The following is a 15,591-nucleotide window of genomic DNA, read 5'->3' as shown; positions in this document are numbered from 1 at the left end:
CCATGTTGGATGTCGGCATTGTTGTTCCTGTCTATGAAGAGACTGCCTCCATTGCATCTCTCGCCAATGAGATCCGGTTCAGTTGTGAAGAGGCCGGATTGACCTTTGAGGTCTGGTTAATAGACGACGGCTCCGGTGACGATTCCTGGACTGAAATCCTTCGTCAGTGCGATGCGGACAAACGCTTCAATGGGATTCAGCTCCGACGCAACTATGGAAAAAGTGCGGCACTTGCAGCCGGGTTTGAGTATGTGAGCGCACGCGTTGTGATCACAATGGATGCGGACCTGCAGGACGATCCGAGCGAAATCCCATCACTGGTAGCCGCGGTGGACGCAGGACAGGATCTGGTTAGTGGTTGGAAAAAAGTTCGAAAAGACCCTTGGACCAAAACCCTCCCCAGTCGCTTCTTCAACCTTGTCACCCGGATTGTGTCAGGGATTGCGCTGCATGACTTTAATTGTGGCCTGAAAGCATACCGGCTTGAAGTCGTCAAATCAATGAAGATCTACGGGGAGATGCACCGGTACATGCCACTGTTGGCCAAATGGGAGGGCTTCACCCAGATTAGTGAGCAGCGGGTAAATCATCGGAGCCGCCAGCATGGACGGTCAAAATTCGGGTTTGAGCGTTATGTCCGAGGCTGCTTGGATCTCATGACGGTGATGTTTCTGACCCGTTTTGGTGCCCGTCCCATGCATTTTTTCGGGTCGATGGGGTTGTTGGCCTTTCTGGGGGGCTTTGTAATCAGTTTATGGATCACGGTTGATAAGTTTGTTTACGATAACCCAGTGGGTGATCGCCCTTCCCTTTTGCTCGGTGTATTGCTCATTATGGTGGGGGTTCAGTTCATGTGCACAGGATTTTTGGGGGATCTCATTTTGCGCGGGCGCATGAAGGAAAACCAGCCGTACGAGATTACTGAGGTTGTAACAGGATCTGATTGACCACAGGAGGGTATTGGCCAGCGCGTTGAGTACTGCCTGGGTCACAACCTTGTTGTCAACCGTCTATGCGCTACGTTCGGCGTGTGCCTGGCCAAGTGCACTGGAGATCACGTCCAAGGCCTCGTCTAGGACTTCTTCGGGGATATTGAGAGGGGGAGCGAGTCGGATGACGGTCCCAGAGTGGAGTGTCCAGCCCAGAAGCACTCCATGATTCATACAGGTTTTCACGACCTGTTCAGCGATTGACGAACTTGGCAGATCCAAACCAAGCATGGCCCCTGTACCACGCAGATTTGCCATGGGCGCATCCCTGAGTTTAGACCGTATCCGCTTGCCCACCCATACTGCACGCTCCGCCAGTTTTTCATCCAGCATCACCTGTAGCGCGGCGCTGGCAGCTGCGCACGATACCGGATGACCACCAAAGGTCGTCACATGGCTGAGTGGTGGATCGCGTCTAAGCGAGTCCATTATTTCAGCACTGGAGACGAAAGCACCCAGTGGCATTCCCCCTCCCATTGCTTTGGCCAGGGTCAGAATATCTGGCACAATCTCTTCATGCTCAAACGCAAATAGATGACCAGTCCGGCCAAAACCGGTCTGGATTTCGTCCAGAATCAAGAGGGCTTCCACATCACTGCATCTGGAGCGCAAGGCTTTGAACCAGCCTGGTGGAGGGACTCGCATTCCACCTTCGCCCTGGATCGGTTCCGCAATTACGCACGCAACCTGATCATCAATTGCAGTCAGGGCTTCAAAGTCCCCAAAGGGCAGGAAGGTGATTCCTGGAAGCAAGGGTCGAAATGGGTCTTGGTAAATATTCCGTCCAGTAACGCTCAATGAGCCATGAGAGTCACCGTGATATGATTGTTCAAAGGCAACCATCCGACTGCGGCCAGTATACTTCTTGGCCAGTTTGAGGGCTCCTTCGTTCGCCTCGGTTCCCGACATGGTGAAGTAGACGCAGTCAAGCGAGGGTGGAAGTATATCAGCGAGTTGATTGGAAAACTGTACTTGTGGTGCTTGGATCAACTCGCCATAAACCATGACATGGAGATGTTTTTTAAGTTGGTCTCGAATGGCCTCCAAGACCTTCGGGTGTCGATGTCCCAGGGAAGAGACGGCAATCCCGCTGATGAAGTCAATCAGTCGGCGTCCGTTCGTCAGAAACAGGAACGGTCCCTCTGCCCGCTCCACTTCATAGCCGAGGGGGTGGTCACTGGTCCAAGCAAGGTGGGGAGCAATATCCGCTTTCATTGGAGAGTCATCCATTCCACACGAACAGGTGAATATAGCTGGGGTTCAAGGTAAACGCTACCACAGAAAGAACGCATGAATCTACGTAATAAAATCGCCGTTGTGACCGGTGCCAGCAGTGGACTCGGAAGCGAGTTCGCCCGGCATCTGGGGAGTCAAGGCAGTAGAGTGTATGGACTTGCACGCAGGTTGAACCGTCTGAAATCGCTGGAGGCAGAAATAGGTTCAGAATTCAGGCCTGTCGAATGTGATGTGACGGATGAAGCCTCGGTGAGAGATGCGTTTTCAGGGTTGGATCGTGTAGATATTCTAATCAATAATGCAGGACTTGGACGTTTTGCACCGATTGATGTCCAGTCGCAAGAGGATTGGACGATTCAAATGGATACGAACTTGACGGGCGTGTATCTTTGTACACGTGCGGCAGTTCCACTCATGAAGGCACAGAATCAGCAGACAGGATTTGGAGGGCATATTGTTAATATTGCATCGGTTGCCGGCTTGGTTGGAAACGCAAATTTGAGTGCATACAATGCGACAAAATTCGGCCTCCGTGGCTTTAGTGAGGCAACGATGAAAGAACTGCGCGGCGATGGCATCAAAGTCACCTCTATCTGCCCGGGCAGTGTAGCGACGGAATTTGGTCGTGTTGCAGGCTCTTCAGGTGCGCCGAACCCCATGCAACCGGAGGATATTGCGTCCACTGTGATTCACGTCCTTCAATCGCCGGACAATTATTTGATTTCCGAGGTCGTCATGCGACCTCTTCGACCACGCGGATAACCATGAAACGTAGACATTTTATCAGATCCACTGCTCTTGGTGCTGCAGCAGGGACGGTTCTCGCTGGATGCGGCACCCAGAGTGCCGACTCTCCCGCTGTTCAATCAAGTACCCCAACCCTTCGATGGCGACTTGCATCTAGTTTTGCCCGTTCTCTGGATACGATTTACGGTGCCGCTGAAGTAATGAGTAACCGTGTCAGTCAGTTGACCGATGGAAGATTTACCATTCGTGTTTATCCTGCCGGAGAGGTCGTCCCTGCGTTTGAAGTCCTTGATTCTGTGCAGAAGGGTACTGTACAAATGGGACACTCGGCTGGATATTACTATATCGGTAAGAATCCGGCATTTGCTTTTGAAACCACGATTCCTTTCGGTTTGACGGCTCGCCAATACAATAGCTGGGTTTATGAAGGTGGTGGGCAGGAGATTCTCAGAGAGTTGTTCGCAGATTATGGAGTTCTGAATTATCCAGGAGGGAACACCGGAGCACAGATGGGTGGGTGGTTTAATCGGGAGATCAACAGTCTACTGGACTTAAGCGGACTTTCCATGCGGATCCCCGGTCTGGGCGGGCGGGTGATGGATCAGTTGGGAGTAACTGTGCAGCAGATTCCCGGAGGGGAAATCTATCCTGCACTCGAGCGCGGTGCGATTGATGCTGCGGAATGGGTTGGTCCCTACGATGATGAAAAGCTCGGATTTAATCAGGTGGCAAGCTATTACTACTATCCAGGGTGGTGGGAGCCATCTGCAAACCTTTCTTTCTTTGTCAACCAACAGTCAATGCAGGAGCTTCCATCAGCATACCAGGCGGCTCTGGAGGTCGCGATGGCCGAAGCGAATCAGTATATGCTTGCAAGGTACGATGCCCTGAACCCACCTGCCTTTCGGCGGATTGTAAACTCTGATATAGAATTGCGCTCGTTTCCCAGAGATGTCATGGATGCGGCGTACACCGTTTCGCAGGATCTTCTGCAGGACGAGCGAGAAGACCCGGGGTTTGCACGTGTACACGATTCTTTCCTTGCTTGGCGCCATGATTCCGATGAGTGGATTCACACCGCGGAATACGAGATGCTTTCATACATGAATAGCCACGGAGAAGCTGGCGTATAAGCGGGTCAGAGTGCCCACAGAACCAAGTCGGGGAACAGGATCAGCAGAATCAGTCCCAGCACCTGGATTCCGATGAAGGGAACTGCTCCCCGGTAAATTGCTTCGGTCTTCATTTCGAGTGGTGCGACACCCCGAAGATAGAAGAGCGCGAACCCGAACGGTGGTGTTAGGAAAGAGGTCTGCAGGTTCATGCCGACCATGACACCAAACCAGACCAAGGCCGTGCTTTCGGGTACGCCAAGCATCGGGCTCAACAGATGAGCAGCAGGCAGTACCATCAGTGGAATGATGATGAACGCAATCTCAAAGAAATCAATAAAGAATCCCAGAATAAAGATGGCGAGATTGGCAAGAAGAAGGAATCCAATGACTCCTCCGGGAAGATTAATCAGAAGATCCTCAATCCAGATTCCGCCGTCAAGTCCTCTAAAGATGAGCGCGAATGCGGTTGAAGCAATCAAAAGCATCATCACCATTGCGGTGAGTTTTGCTGTCTCTTCCATAGTCTGCATCAAGGCCTTTTTGTTCAGACGGCCATTGAGTGCTGCCAGAATAATTGCACCAACAGCCCCTAAAGCACCGGACTCCGTGGGAGTTGCGATCCCGGCAAAAATACTCCCTAGCACAACAAAGATGAGTAGCAGGGGCGGGAGCATGACCAGGAAAATTTTTCGTAGCAGCTCTCCGTGCTCCAGTTCGCGTACCGTCTTCGGGATTGCGGGTGCTGCAGACGGTTTTATCAGAGCAACTCCTGTTGCGTACAACGCATAAAGCAATGCGAGGAGGACACCAGGAACCAGGGCTCCAATAAAGAGATCACCAACAGAGACTCCCAGTTGATCGGCAAGAACGACCAGGACGACGCTGGGAGGAATGATTTGCCCCAGCGTTCCCGTTGCTGTAATCACACCGACGGAGAGCTCTTTCGAATACCCGTTATTGAGCATGACGGGAAGAGCAATCATGCCCATGGCAACCACGCTCGCACCAACAATGCCCGTTGCAGCGGCAAGGAGTACCCCCACGAATATGACTGCGAATGCCAGCCCCCCACGCACAGGACCAAAGAGCAGACCAATTGTATGCAATAGATCTCGTGCAAGATGACTCTTTTCCAGCATCGTTCCCATGAAGATGAAAAAGGGGACAGCCAAAAGCGTGTAATTTGACATGATGCCAAATAATCGATCCGGCAATGCCAGCATCAAATGCCAGTCAAAGTAGCCGATGCTGACCCCGATTACGGCAAAAATGAGAGATACACCTCCAAGAGCAAAGGCGACTGGATAGCCCGAGAAAATCAGAATCAATGCTACCGCAAACATGAGCGGTGCCAGCCATTCAAATCCCATTTTCCTTGATTTGATGGTTCAGTTCAGGGGGGTGCAACAGGTGTAAAGCTTCGCGTGCAGCAAAGGCTAGCCCTTGTGCCATCAACAGTATAAACGCAAGGGGGATGATCGTCAGTAGCGGGTAACGAGGTAATCCACCAGGATCGGGAGATCCTTCCAGTCGGGTCCAGGAATCCGTCACGGCTGGCCACGAAGTTCCGATCATTAGTGCACAGAAGGGGAGGAGAAAGATCAACGTGCCCAATACATTGGTCCAGGCTTTAGCACGCCTGGAGAGGCGATTATAGAATATGTCAACCCGCACATGCGCACCGGCCTTCAGTGCATGGGCGGCCCCCATTAGGAAGATCAGGCTGAAGAAATACCACTGAATTTCAATAAAAGTATTCGAGCTTCCCTGCCTTGCGACTTCACCGACCCAGTGCAGGACTCTTTTAAACGTGCTAGCATCTGACGGATTGATGTGTGCCCAGCCGGCCAGCGAGCGCACGATCGCGTTGTAGGCACCCGAGATGACCATGAGGAGGGTGCAATACCAGGTCATCTTTCCGAAGAAGTCGGATACTTTCTCAATCCGAGAAGCAGAAGCCGAAATGACCTCGTTGAGAGTCATTGGTGTACCTGAGGTTACCGCGAGCAGTGAATGGCCGGGGGTTAAATTAGGGAATAGTTCCCAAAGACCAATCCCACCAATCCTCTATATCTGGTCGGAATCCAAATTGATCAATCCACATAAATCGCGGTAGAATCTCGTCCAAAAACACTACATATGCGCAAGTTATTCTTTGGAGTAGGGTTGGGGATAATCCTGTTGCTGGTTTCCTGTCAGACGGAAGAGGGAGACACCCCGGTTCGTTTCGGACAATTATATCTGGACAGACTATCAGAACAAAGCGTCTCAGAGAGGAAATTCCTTGAAGTTTCCTATGAGAAGTTGTTCACGGTACCGGATGCGACGGATATTTTTCTCTATCGCCCAGTTCCCGTGTCCGTCGACAGGCGGGGGAATCTCTACGCATTGGACGATTTCAATAAGGTTCTAAAATTCTCCCCATCTGGAGAACACCTTGTCTCTTACGGAAACGAAGGTGGTGGGGAAGGTCCGGGAGAACTACTTAATGTCACTGACTTTGGCATAACAGGTGATTCGATAGTTTATGTGGTGGATACTTATGGTCGAAAGACCGTTTCTTTTTCGATTGATGGTAATGTTTTGCAAGAGAAAAAAGAAAAAGATCAACCATTTGGGTATCAGATTACCGCCACGGGGCGAGAATACGTAAAGTTCGCGAACGGTTCTACGCTACTTGAGTCCAGACTTGATGGCGACGTATTTGAAATCATCTCTTCTTCGAGTCTTGTGGACGAAGGAAAAGAAGGATTCATGGGATTAGGGGGCACTATTCTAACATATAACGAGAACGTACTCTGTGTATTTCACCAGTATCCTTTAATCCTGCAGTACGAACCAAATGGCACACTCGTTTATGCCAGAACAACAATAGGATACGAGGATGAATTTGAAGAACCAGAGATGGAAACGGTCATGCGTGGAGGAATGCAAGGCCGTCGTAATGTTGGCCGATATTTTCATACTAGCAGTAATACTGTAGAAAACGACAAGCTTTTTGTATTAGGAGTTGGCCCATCCGAGGCTCCAGATAAAACTATAGTGATTGATGTTTATGATGTAAGGACTGGAGAATACCAACATTCCATGTTTCCACCTGAACAGGATCGCTACTACACCATTTACCAGAATGGAAGGATCTATCAGGCAACAGATTCCACCATTGTTGTGTGGGGAGTTGAGTGGTGAATCGCGGCGCGAAACTACAAAATTAAGAGTGCGGTTTAGCCGAGTTGGGATTCGGGAGACGACATAAGTTAAAATTGCTGTATCACGACTCCTCGGCCAGCCAACATATCTACTCAATACGGTTGCTTCGATCGGCCCGGTTACCAGTAGAGCCGCCAAACGAAAAAGAGAAAGCCGAGAAATAGTCCTAGCCCGCCCAACAGGGTAAGTTTTTTCGACCGCAACGTCCACAAGAGAGGAAAGGTGAGCAGAGTTGCGGCAATAATTGAGATATTTGACGAACCCGTTGCAACCTCTGGAAGTGGTACAATCAGACCACAAACTCCCATAATCAGAAATGCGTCGAAGATGTTTGATTGGAAGATATGACCGACTAGGAGTTTATGCCGGCCGCGACGGACAACATTGAGTGCGACCACAATATCAGGAAGAGAGGTGCCGATTGCCAGTGCACTCGCAGCCAACGCTCCCCGAGTTGATCTGTAGATCTTCGGAAATCATGACGGATGAGACCACAGCAATTATACCACTGAAGTACGAGACAACGATAATACGGTCCGACGGAAGAAATCCGATCTTGGCCGGAATGATTGGGAATGTCTATGCTTTCTTTGAACCGCGGGAGCGATCCTGAATTCCCAGCAGAAAATTCATCAAACCCCGCAGAACGTCCCTCTATGAGTCGGTTTCAATATCAGAGCATTTTGTATACTTGCGCTACATCAAGATCGCTTGCAGGTAGGTAGCGATGATCGGTGAATTGACTCGAGAGTCTCAGGCCAGTGAGCCTCTTGCAAAAATCCTAGATCTAGGACTTTTTACACATTTGGTCTTTTGAGGACTCTGGTTCTGATTGGTGAATCAGGGTACGTAGTTATCAGAAGGTCATGTGCATCTAATGTTCGGTGTGGCGGTACTTGCCGTGGATCAACTCCTACGGATGACCCAGTAAACCGGATCACCTAGCACCAGAACACAGAATTTCGAGTGAGGCTCATGGATCCATGTTCGACCTCAGCAGATCTTTAACTTCTTGATCAGCACAATAGAGTACCCGGTCGAGACATCTTGAATAAGATGAAGAGGGAGGTTCAATCGCCCGCCTTGCCGCAGTTCCCTTGGATTTATTCATTCGCCCATATCTCGATTTGTTTTAAATAAGGATCTGAATCTCACGTCGTGCGCTGGCTGATAAAGCGATTGTGATGGTTCAATGCTCTGGCCCTAAGAAATAAATTCATCGCAAATTAACAGAAATGCAACCAATATTATCCGTGATTTAACAGTGAAAGAATGTAATTGACGGAAAAGTATTCGAAATATTACTATATTTCACAAGACTTAAAAATCTGTCCATTATGACCTGCTGGCGGGAGAACGTTCACAAGGCGAGTGCCGTGCTGCTATCAACTCGTATGGAAGGTCAAATCAATCGACCTCATGGGGTCCCAATTCGTCGCACACAGGGCGGATCTATAATAATTGAAATGATTCAAATCAAGTTATGCCACCTTTTTATGCGCATAAATGGTAAAGAGCCTCCCCCTGATTTCAGATTTTGGAGTTTTGCAAGAGGCTCTAGTTACCAGCATTTGATTTTGGAAGCAGGAACTGAACAATATCAACCAACATCCATTTGTAGTACAATGACCAACCGAATCCTTCAGACCACAAAGCACACAGCAAAAATGCTATCTGTTGCAATGCTACTCTCCTTCCTGACGGTAGCATCCAAAGCAGAAATCCCCGATCCAAGCATAATCCCTATCGAGAATACCTTCCTGACAGTAGTGGCCAAAGCAGAAATCCCCGAAGCAAGCACAGTCCCGTCCAAAAATTCCGGCAATTGCGAATGCCTTAAAACGGACCAGTGTTTTGATCTTATGATGAATTGTATGGAGACTGCCATAGATGCTTATGAAAGTGGCCGTTCCTCCGCAGAAATGACTGTCTTGTTTCTTCTCAAGATATGTCCACAAGGATTCATAGACTGTGTGGAAGACTTGTATGGGTTAGAATAGTGGCTTCACTATGCTAGTTCTTCGAGTCTACCTTTACTGAAAGGTTTCGGTCAATGCTTTTCTGCTCGTGTTTCCACAGTTTGGATTAATCAGAAAAGGTGTGGTTAAACGGGCTTCAGCTTAGGCATGCGGACCTAGACAAGGAGAATGCCACTACGATTCATGCTGACTTCCTCACGGGTTGGTTTGCTTGAGCCATGCGATAATGCGTGTGCCCGTAACCGGTACCTGATAGTAATTCTATCATGGATTGCAATGTCATGTGGGCTAAGCTCAGTAAGTAGTGCTCAGCCTATTGAACTCCAGGAAGTTTTGTCCATAGGGGGATTTTTCGATATTGCGGATATCGCCGTGGGGCAAGACGGGAATATCTATGTTGCAGACCACCGAGATTTTTCGATCAGTAAATACGATTCACACGGGCAGTTGATCAGTCGAGTTGGACACCAGGGGGTGGCTCCTGGAGAATTTGTCAGTGGCCCGCACTCCATCGCGTTGTTAGATAGTACTCTAGTTGCCACAGACCAAGTAGGAACTGGAGCCGTACGATTCTTTGACCTTGACCTCAACTACACTGGATCGGCCCAAATCACTTTGGCAAGTAACATAGATCCTGCCCCAAACCAGCTACTATACTATGGAACTGTTGATTTAGCCGACGTAACAACGCTCAAAAGTTATATAGGTGCGTACGCACTTAATGGTGAGATATCAAGCATGTTTGAACTCAGAGACATGCATAAGTACAATACGGAGAACCAGTTCATTTTGCTTGTGGGGCCTCTGGGAAGGATTGTTGTTGTTTTTCAAGCGGTAAATCGAATTGATGTCTACGACCTGTCTGGGAATGTTTTGAACCGACTATCAGTTGCTGATCTACCTCTGCGATACGAGGGGGGCTTTATAGATCTAGAGGGACAAATTCCCTTGCCGGATCACATGATCGAGTCCATTAGCTACGTGCCCGGAGGAATGATATTTACAGGTGCAGTGTTGGATCACGCAGGGAATCTGCTTCTAGAACATGGAGGAGAGATAGAAGAGATGCCTGTTAGAAGATCAGTGTACGTGATGACCCTCGCGGGAGAAGAGAAGGGAGTGTTCAAAATGCCGCCTTATACACGCTTGGTCTACATGGATAGAAAGGGGTTTGCATATGCCGTAACGACGACAGATTCAACGGACTTTTTGAGAAAGTACAAACTTGAGTATTTGGAATGATGATGCCTGCGCGCTGTAGGGGGGAATGTATGGCAATGAACCTGCCGCCACCGTGGTTGCTTCCGGAAATACTCAGTCCACCATTATCTCAAGCGTATGTTACTGATGTACAACGGGGAAGAAATGATTTGTAGTGTGTCAGTGGATATTTTTTGCCAGTGCTTAGAGTCGCCGCTAGTTCGATATTTCATGGATGTTCTGGATAAATCTCTGCCCTGTAGGATTTAGACAGCTGAATCGAAGAGATTTCCTGGGGATATTCTATGCTCCACTGGACATGTCTAGTCTTGTGGATCGGCATCAATAAGAAGCGGAGCCCTGATTCTTACGTAAAATCACCGATACCAGTTTGGTTACCAGTAGAGTCGCCAAACGAAAAATAGAAAGCCAAGAAATAGTCCTAGCCCGCCCAACAGGGTAAGTTTTTTCGACCGCAACGTCCACAAGAGAGGAAAGGTGAGCAGAGTTGCGGCAATAATTGAGATATTTGACGAACCCGTTGCAACCTCTGGAAGTGGTACAATCAGACCACAAACTCCCATAATCAGAAATGCGTCGAAGATGTTTGATTGGAAGATATGACCGACTAGGAGTTTATGCCGGCTGCGGCGGACAACATTGAGCGCGACTACAATGTCAGGAAGAGAAGTGCCAATAGCCAATGCACTCGCAGCCAACGCACCCGAGTTGATCTGTAAGTCATCGGCAATTTTGACGAGAGAACCCACAACAATTACGCCGCTGAAGTATAGCAAAAGTATGACTGAGCCCAAGAGAAGAATCCCAGCCCAAGCCGGCAAGTTTTCCACATTCGTTTTTTCAGGCCCTCCCGTACGCGTTAATTCTGGACGATAATTCCAGAATTGAAACCCCAGAATCAAAAATAGCCCCACGACAAAAAAGTAGAAGACAAAGTTTCCTGATGCGATCGTGCCCAATTCTTGCCAGACCCCAGGAACTGCGAAGACAACAACGATTGCGGCTAGAGACGGGGAAATCCGCCAAATAGCAGCTCTTTGGTGCCGATCCTTCTCAACTCGGGATAGAATTATTTCCGTTCGAGTGGGATGGGGATCGGCAGCAGGTTTCTGAAAGCGGCTTCGATAGAACTCAGTAAAGATGAAGCCAGCATAAAGAAGGAGAAAGAGGCCCGCATCAAAACGGTCAAAAACACCGTCCAGGCACAGTAGGAAGGTCAGCACTACAGACCCGGTTGCAAAAATGACGGGGCTGGCATTGATGCTATCGAAATTCAGATACCCGTCAGATAGTGCATGAGATTTAGTGAACAGGCGGAATCGACCATCACCTCGTACGAAAAAGAAGAGTGCCAAAACACCCAGACCAAACCCCGCACCTATGTTGGCGATGACCGTACCGAAGACGGTCGGAGCCACCAGTTGTGGAGAACCCGAATTAGTTGCTGCGATGGACGTAAAAAGCTCTGGCAGGGAGGTTCCAATTCCAACGAGAAAACTACCGATGAAGTAATCATTCAGACGGGCCTTGCCTCCGAGCCCGCTGGCAATGTCCACGAGGGAATCACTCGATTTTACGATGGCATAAATCGAGAGCAGAAGTATGCAAAGGTGTGCGACTAACAACCTGGCTCCAGAGCTAAAGAATGAATGTTAAGGGGAGAATTATTACGAAAGGACCCCTTTCATATAAGCCCGCCTCATACTAGCGATCCCGTCTATGGAAATGCCCTTTGGACATACTGCCTCGCATTCAGCATAATTCGAGCAGTCCCCGAATCCCTCCGCATCCATTTGATCAACCATTGCTATCACGCGCTGGGACGCCTCTACCTGGCCCTGGGGAAGCTGAGCTAAATGTGCGATCTTGGCTGCGGTAAACAGAGAAGCACTCCCATTCGGGCATGCAGCAACGCATGCACCACAGCCAATACATGCTGCATAATCCATTGCCTCTTCCGCCGCATCCTTGGGAACAGGGATTGCATTTGCATCGGGAGCGGAACCCGTCGTGACAGAAACATACCCGTGTGCTGCAATAATTCGATCAAAGGCACTCCGATCAACAACGAGATCCCGAATTACCGGGAACGCATGTGCACGGAAGGGCTCTACGGTGATGGTGTCTCCGTCCTTGAAGCTACGCATGTGCAATTGACATATGGCAGTTCGCTTTTGTGGTCCATGTGCAATTCCAGCGACCATCAGGCCACATGATCCACAGATCCCTTCCCGACAGTCACTGTCAAACTCCACAGGATCGTCTCCGCTTGCAAGAAGCTGTTCGTTGAGGACATCCAGGAGCTCCAGAAATGACATATGCTCACTGGCCTCTTGAACCGTGTAGTCTACAAGCTTTCCTGGAGATTCGGGGCCTTCCTGTCTCCAGACACGCAGGTGGATAATCATGGTACTATTTATAGCTGCGTTTAGATAGATGCACGTTCTCGAAGGAAAGTTGCTCGAGATGCAATACAGGATCACCGTCAGTGTGCTCCCAAGCTGCTACGTCAGCAAAATCTTCATCGTTACGTTCAGCTTCTCCTTCAGGAGTCTGGAACTCTTCACGAAAATGCCCTCCACAAGATTCCTCGCGGCGAAGGGCATCTCGTGCCATGAGCGATCCCAGTTCAATAAAATCAGCCACACGCCCAGCAAACTCCAGATTCTTATTGTACCGATCAGCAGTACCCGGAACCTGGATACGTTCCCAAAATTCCTCCCCCAAGTTTTCGATCGCATTGACGGATGATTCCAGTCCGCTACGGTCCCGTGCCATTCCCACATGATCCCAAAGCAGACGACCAAGCTCCCGGTGGAACTGGGTCGGAGATTTATCTCCATTGTTCTTGAGGATCCGGTCAATGCGCACACCAGCCTCCTGCTCAACAGTAGCAAAGGCATCGTTCGTTACAGGAAGCTGATCCGACTGTTGGGTTCCTGCCAAGTAGGCTCCAAGGGTGTAAGGGACCACAAAATATCCATCTGCCAAGCCTTGCATCAATGCACTAGCCCCGAGGCGATTGGCACCGTGATCACTGAAATTTGCCTCCCCAAGAACAAAGAGCCCTGGAACGGTGCTCTGAAGCTCATAGTCAACCCAAAGCCCCCCCATCGTGTAATGGACCGCGGGATAGATCCGCATTGGAGTTTCGTACGGATCATCTCCTGTGATGCGCTCATACATCTCAAACAGATTCCCGTAACGTTCACGGATGGTCTCTTCTCCACGGCGACGAATGGAATCAGCAAAATCAAGGTAGACTGCGAGCCGGGTGTCACCGACTCCCCGTCCGGCATCACATTCCTTCTTTGCTGCACGGGAGGCAACATCGCGGGGGACTAAATTACCGAAACTGGGATAACGGCGTTCCAGATAATAATCTCTGGCATCCTCGGGAATCATTTCCGGAGCACGCGTGTCTTTCGGGTCCTTCGGGACCCATACACGACCATCATTGCGAAGGCTCTCGCTCATCAGAGTGAGCTTGGACTGATAATCTCCTGACACCGGAATACAAGTAGGGTGAATCTGGGTATAGCACGGATTCGCAAAAAACGCCCCCCGCTTATAGCAGCGCCAGGCGGCAGTGACGTTGGAGTTCTTGGCATTCGTGGACAGATAGTAGGCATTCCCATATCCACCCGTACAAAGTAGAACTGCATCGCCTGCGTACCGCTCCAGTTCACCTGTAATCAGGTTGCGCGCGATAATTCCATGGGCACGGTCATTGGCCACAACCAGATCTACCATCTCCCTGCGTGGCAGCATTGTGACACGTCCTGCCGCAATCTGATGACTCAGCGCCTGGTAAGCGCCGAGCAGGAGTTGTTGTCCGGTCTGACCTCTTGCATAAAAAGTGCGCGAAACCTGGGCACCACCGAACGAGCGGTTTGAGAGTACACCACCGTATTCGCGTGCAAATGGGACTCCCTGTGCGACCGCTTGATCAATGATATTGTTCGAAACCTGGGCAAGCCGGTATACATTTGCTTCGCGTGCGCGGTAATCCCCACCCTTGATAGTATCATAAAACAGTCGCCAGACGGTATCCCCGTCATTCGGATAGTTCTTTGCAGCGTTGATTCCACCCTGTGCTGCGATAGAGTGGGCTCTACGTGCAGAGTCCTGAATACAGAAGCAGGTCACATGATAACCCAGTCCAGCGAGCGTGGCTGCTGCGGAAGCCCCAGCCAAGCCAGAACCCACAACGAGAATGTGATGCGAACGCTTGTTGGCAGGGCTGACCAGAGAGACTGAATTTTTGTAGGCATCCCACTTTTCCTGAAGGCGCCCCGATGGCACCTTTGCGTTTAGACGCGGACTGTGTGATAGCTCTGACTCAGGCATGACCATTTCGTTGATCTACTCCAGGAAATAGATGTAAAGCGGAACAAACAAGAATCCAACGGCCACGAGGACTCCCAACACAGCAGCGAACGTATACAGATATGGGGACAGTCGGCGACTCATCATCCCCAGAGATTGAAGCGCACTCCATACACCATGTCGCATATGCATTCCGAGAAGAATCATCACAAGCGGATACCCAAAGGCATAGAGTGGCTCCTGAAACTTCTCCGTCATCAAACGGCGCAGATCACGTACCACCTCACCCCCTTCCAGCGTTGCAATATAGCCTTGAGCCTCGCCCGGCCCGTACTTGAATGAGTTCAGGTGCAGGATCAGGAATCCGAGCAGGATGATTCCCGTGAAGATCATGGAGCGCGCACTGTATCCTGAGCGGCTAGGGGAGCCGGCACTTTTATAGAGCTTGTATCCGACTGGACGGGCTTTGCGGCGGCGCACCTGAATGGCAATCCCAACCACAGCATGCAGAAGAAAACAGAGTGCCAATAAAATCTCAATTGTGTAGAAGATCCACCCGAGGCTCAATAACTTGTAAGCATAGGCGTTATATGCGTTGGGATCGGGAGATAGATAGGTAAGATTCCCGATCATGTGTGCAATCACAAACGCAACCAGACCAATCCCCGTCGCTCCGGTCAGGACCTTGCGGCCAATCGGGGACATGAGGGCAGTCATCAATTTCATGGCGAACAAGTTATCGCTTTGGAAGGACTGATCGGAACA

The 15,591-nt window shown here is 49.9% G+C and carries 14 protein-coding genes; 6 read left to right on the top strand and 8 right to left on the bottom strand.

The window, feature by feature from the left end; all coding sequences use genetic code 11:
* Positions 1-2 precede the first annotated feature (2 nt).
* Entirely contained in the window at positions 3-947 is a 945-nt protein-coding gene (locus F4Y64_02600) for a glycosyltransferase family 2 protein (protein ID MXX96490.1), read from the top strand.
* Positions 948-1,010: 63 nt separating this feature from the next.
* On the opposite strand, the gene F4Y64_02595 is transcribed toward F4Y64_02600, so the two are convergent.
* The gene (locus F4Y64_02595; GenBank protein MXX96489.1) at positions 1,011-2,204 is read right to left on the bottom strand and encodes an aspartate aminotransferase family protein; all 1,194 of its coding nucleotides are present in this window, start codon (positions 2,202-2,204) and stop codon (positions 1,011-1,013) included.
* Positions 2,205-2,279: 75 nt separating this feature from the next.
* On the opposite strand from F4Y64_02595, the gene F4Y64_02590 reads away from it, so the two are divergent.
* Both F4Y64_02590 and F4Y64_02585 read left to right on the top strand, forming a co-directional pair.
* Positions 2,280-2,987, top strand: a complete 708-nt coding sequence (locus F4Y64_02590) for an SDR family NAD(P)-dependent oxidoreductase (GenBank protein MXX96488.1) — start codon at positions 2,280-2,282, stop codon at positions 2,985-2,987.
* 2 nt (positions 2,988-2,989) lie between these two features.
* Positions 2,990-4,105 carry an ABC transporter substrate-binding protein gene (locus tag F4Y64_02585; GenBank protein ID MXX96487.1) on the top strand — a complete coding sequence of 372 codons (1,116 nt, stop codon included), beginning with the start codon at positions 2,990-2,992 and terminating at the stop codon, positions 4,103-4,105.
* Positions 4,106-4,110: 5 nt separating this feature from the next.
* Here the strand turns inward: F4Y64_02585 and F4Y64_02580 are convergent, their stop codons facing one another.
* Both F4Y64_02580 and F4Y64_02575 read right to left on the bottom strand, forming a co-directional pair.
* Positions 4,111-5,457, bottom strand: a complete 1,347-nt coding sequence (locus F4Y64_02580) for a TRAP transporter large permease subunit (protein MXX96486.1) — start codon at positions 5,455-5,457, stop codon at positions 4,111-4,113.
* Complete coding sequence (locus F4Y64_02575; GenBank protein MXX96485.1) at positions 5,447-6,070, bottom strand: TRAP transporter small permease subunit; 624 nt, start codon at positions 6,068-6,070, stop codon at positions 5,447-5,449. Before F4Y64_02575 ends, F4Y64_02580 begins: the two co-directional genes overlap by 11 nt.
* Before the next feature lie 156 nt (positions 6,071-6,226).
* Between F4Y64_02575 and F4Y64_02570 the strand changes: the two genes are divergently transcribed.
* The gene (locus tag F4Y64_02570; GenBank protein ID MXX96484.1) at positions 6,227-7,276 is read left to right on the top strand and encodes a hypothetical protein; all 1,050 of its coding nucleotides are present in this window, start codon (positions 6,227-6,229) and stop codon (positions 7,274-7,276) included.
* A gap of 140 nt (positions 7,277-7,416) precedes the next feature.
* On the opposite strand, the gene F4Y64_02565 is transcribed toward F4Y64_02570, so the two are convergent.
* Entirely contained in the window at positions 7,417-7,764 is a 348-nt protein-coding gene (locus tag F4Y64_02565) for a hypothetical protein (protein ID MXX96483.1), read from the bottom strand.
* A gap of 870 nt (positions 7,765-8,634) precedes the next feature.
* On the opposite strand from F4Y64_02565, the gene F4Y64_02560 reads away from it, so the two are divergent.
* Together F4Y64_02560 and F4Y64_02555 are read left to right on the top strand one after the other, a co-directional pair.
* Positions 8,635-9,297 (top strand): hypothetical protein, encoded by a 663-nt coding sequence (locus tag F4Y64_02560; protein MXX96482.1) that lies wholly within the window; start codon positions 8,635-8,637, stop codon positions 9,295-9,297.
* A 162-nt stretch (positions 9,298-9,459) separates the two neighbouring features.
* Positions 9,460-10,518 (top strand): hypothetical protein, encoded by a 1,059-nt coding sequence (locus F4Y64_02555; protein MXX96481.1) that lies wholly within the window; start codon positions 9,460-9,462, stop codon positions 10,516-10,518.
* A gap of 353 nt (positions 10,519-10,871) precedes the next feature.
* On the opposite strand, the gene F4Y64_02550 is transcribed toward F4Y64_02555, so the two are convergent.
* The 4 genes from F4Y64_02550 to F4Y64_02535 are packed head-to-tail and all read right to left on the bottom strand — an operon-like array spanning position 10,872 to position 15,552.
* The gene (locus tag F4Y64_02550; GenBank protein ID MXX96480.1) at positions 10,872-12,122 is read right to left on the bottom strand and encodes a hypothetical protein; all 1,251 of its coding nucleotides are present in this window, start codon (positions 12,120-12,122) and stop codon (positions 10,872-10,874) included.
* Positions 12,123-12,164: 42 nt separating this feature from the next.
* Entirely contained in the window at positions 12,165-12,905 is a 741-nt protein-coding gene (locus F4Y64_02545; protein ID MXX96479.1) for a succinate dehydrogenase/fumarate reductase iron-sulfur subunit, read from the bottom strand.
* A gap of 4 nt (positions 12,906-12,909) precedes the next feature.
* A complete protein-coding gene (locus F4Y64_02540) occupies positions 12,910-14,847 on the bottom strand; it encodes a fumarate reductase/succinate dehydrogenase flavoprotein subunit (protein ID MXX96478.1) in 1,938 nt (645 codons plus the stop codon).
* 15 nt (positions 14,848-14,862) lie between these two features.
* Entirely contained in the window at positions 14,863-15,552 is a 690-nt protein-coding gene (locus tag F4Y64_02535) for a succinate dehydrogenase cytochrome b subunit (GenBank protein MXX96477.1), read from the bottom strand.
* Positions 15,553-15,591: the final 39 nt, after the last annotated feature.

The organism is Rhodothermaceae bacterium, from assembly GCA_009838195.1.
Lineage (GTDB): Bacteria > Bacteroidota > Rhodothermia > Rhodothermales > Bin80 > Bin80.
This window is presented reverse-complemented; position numbering and strand designations above follow the sequence as displayed.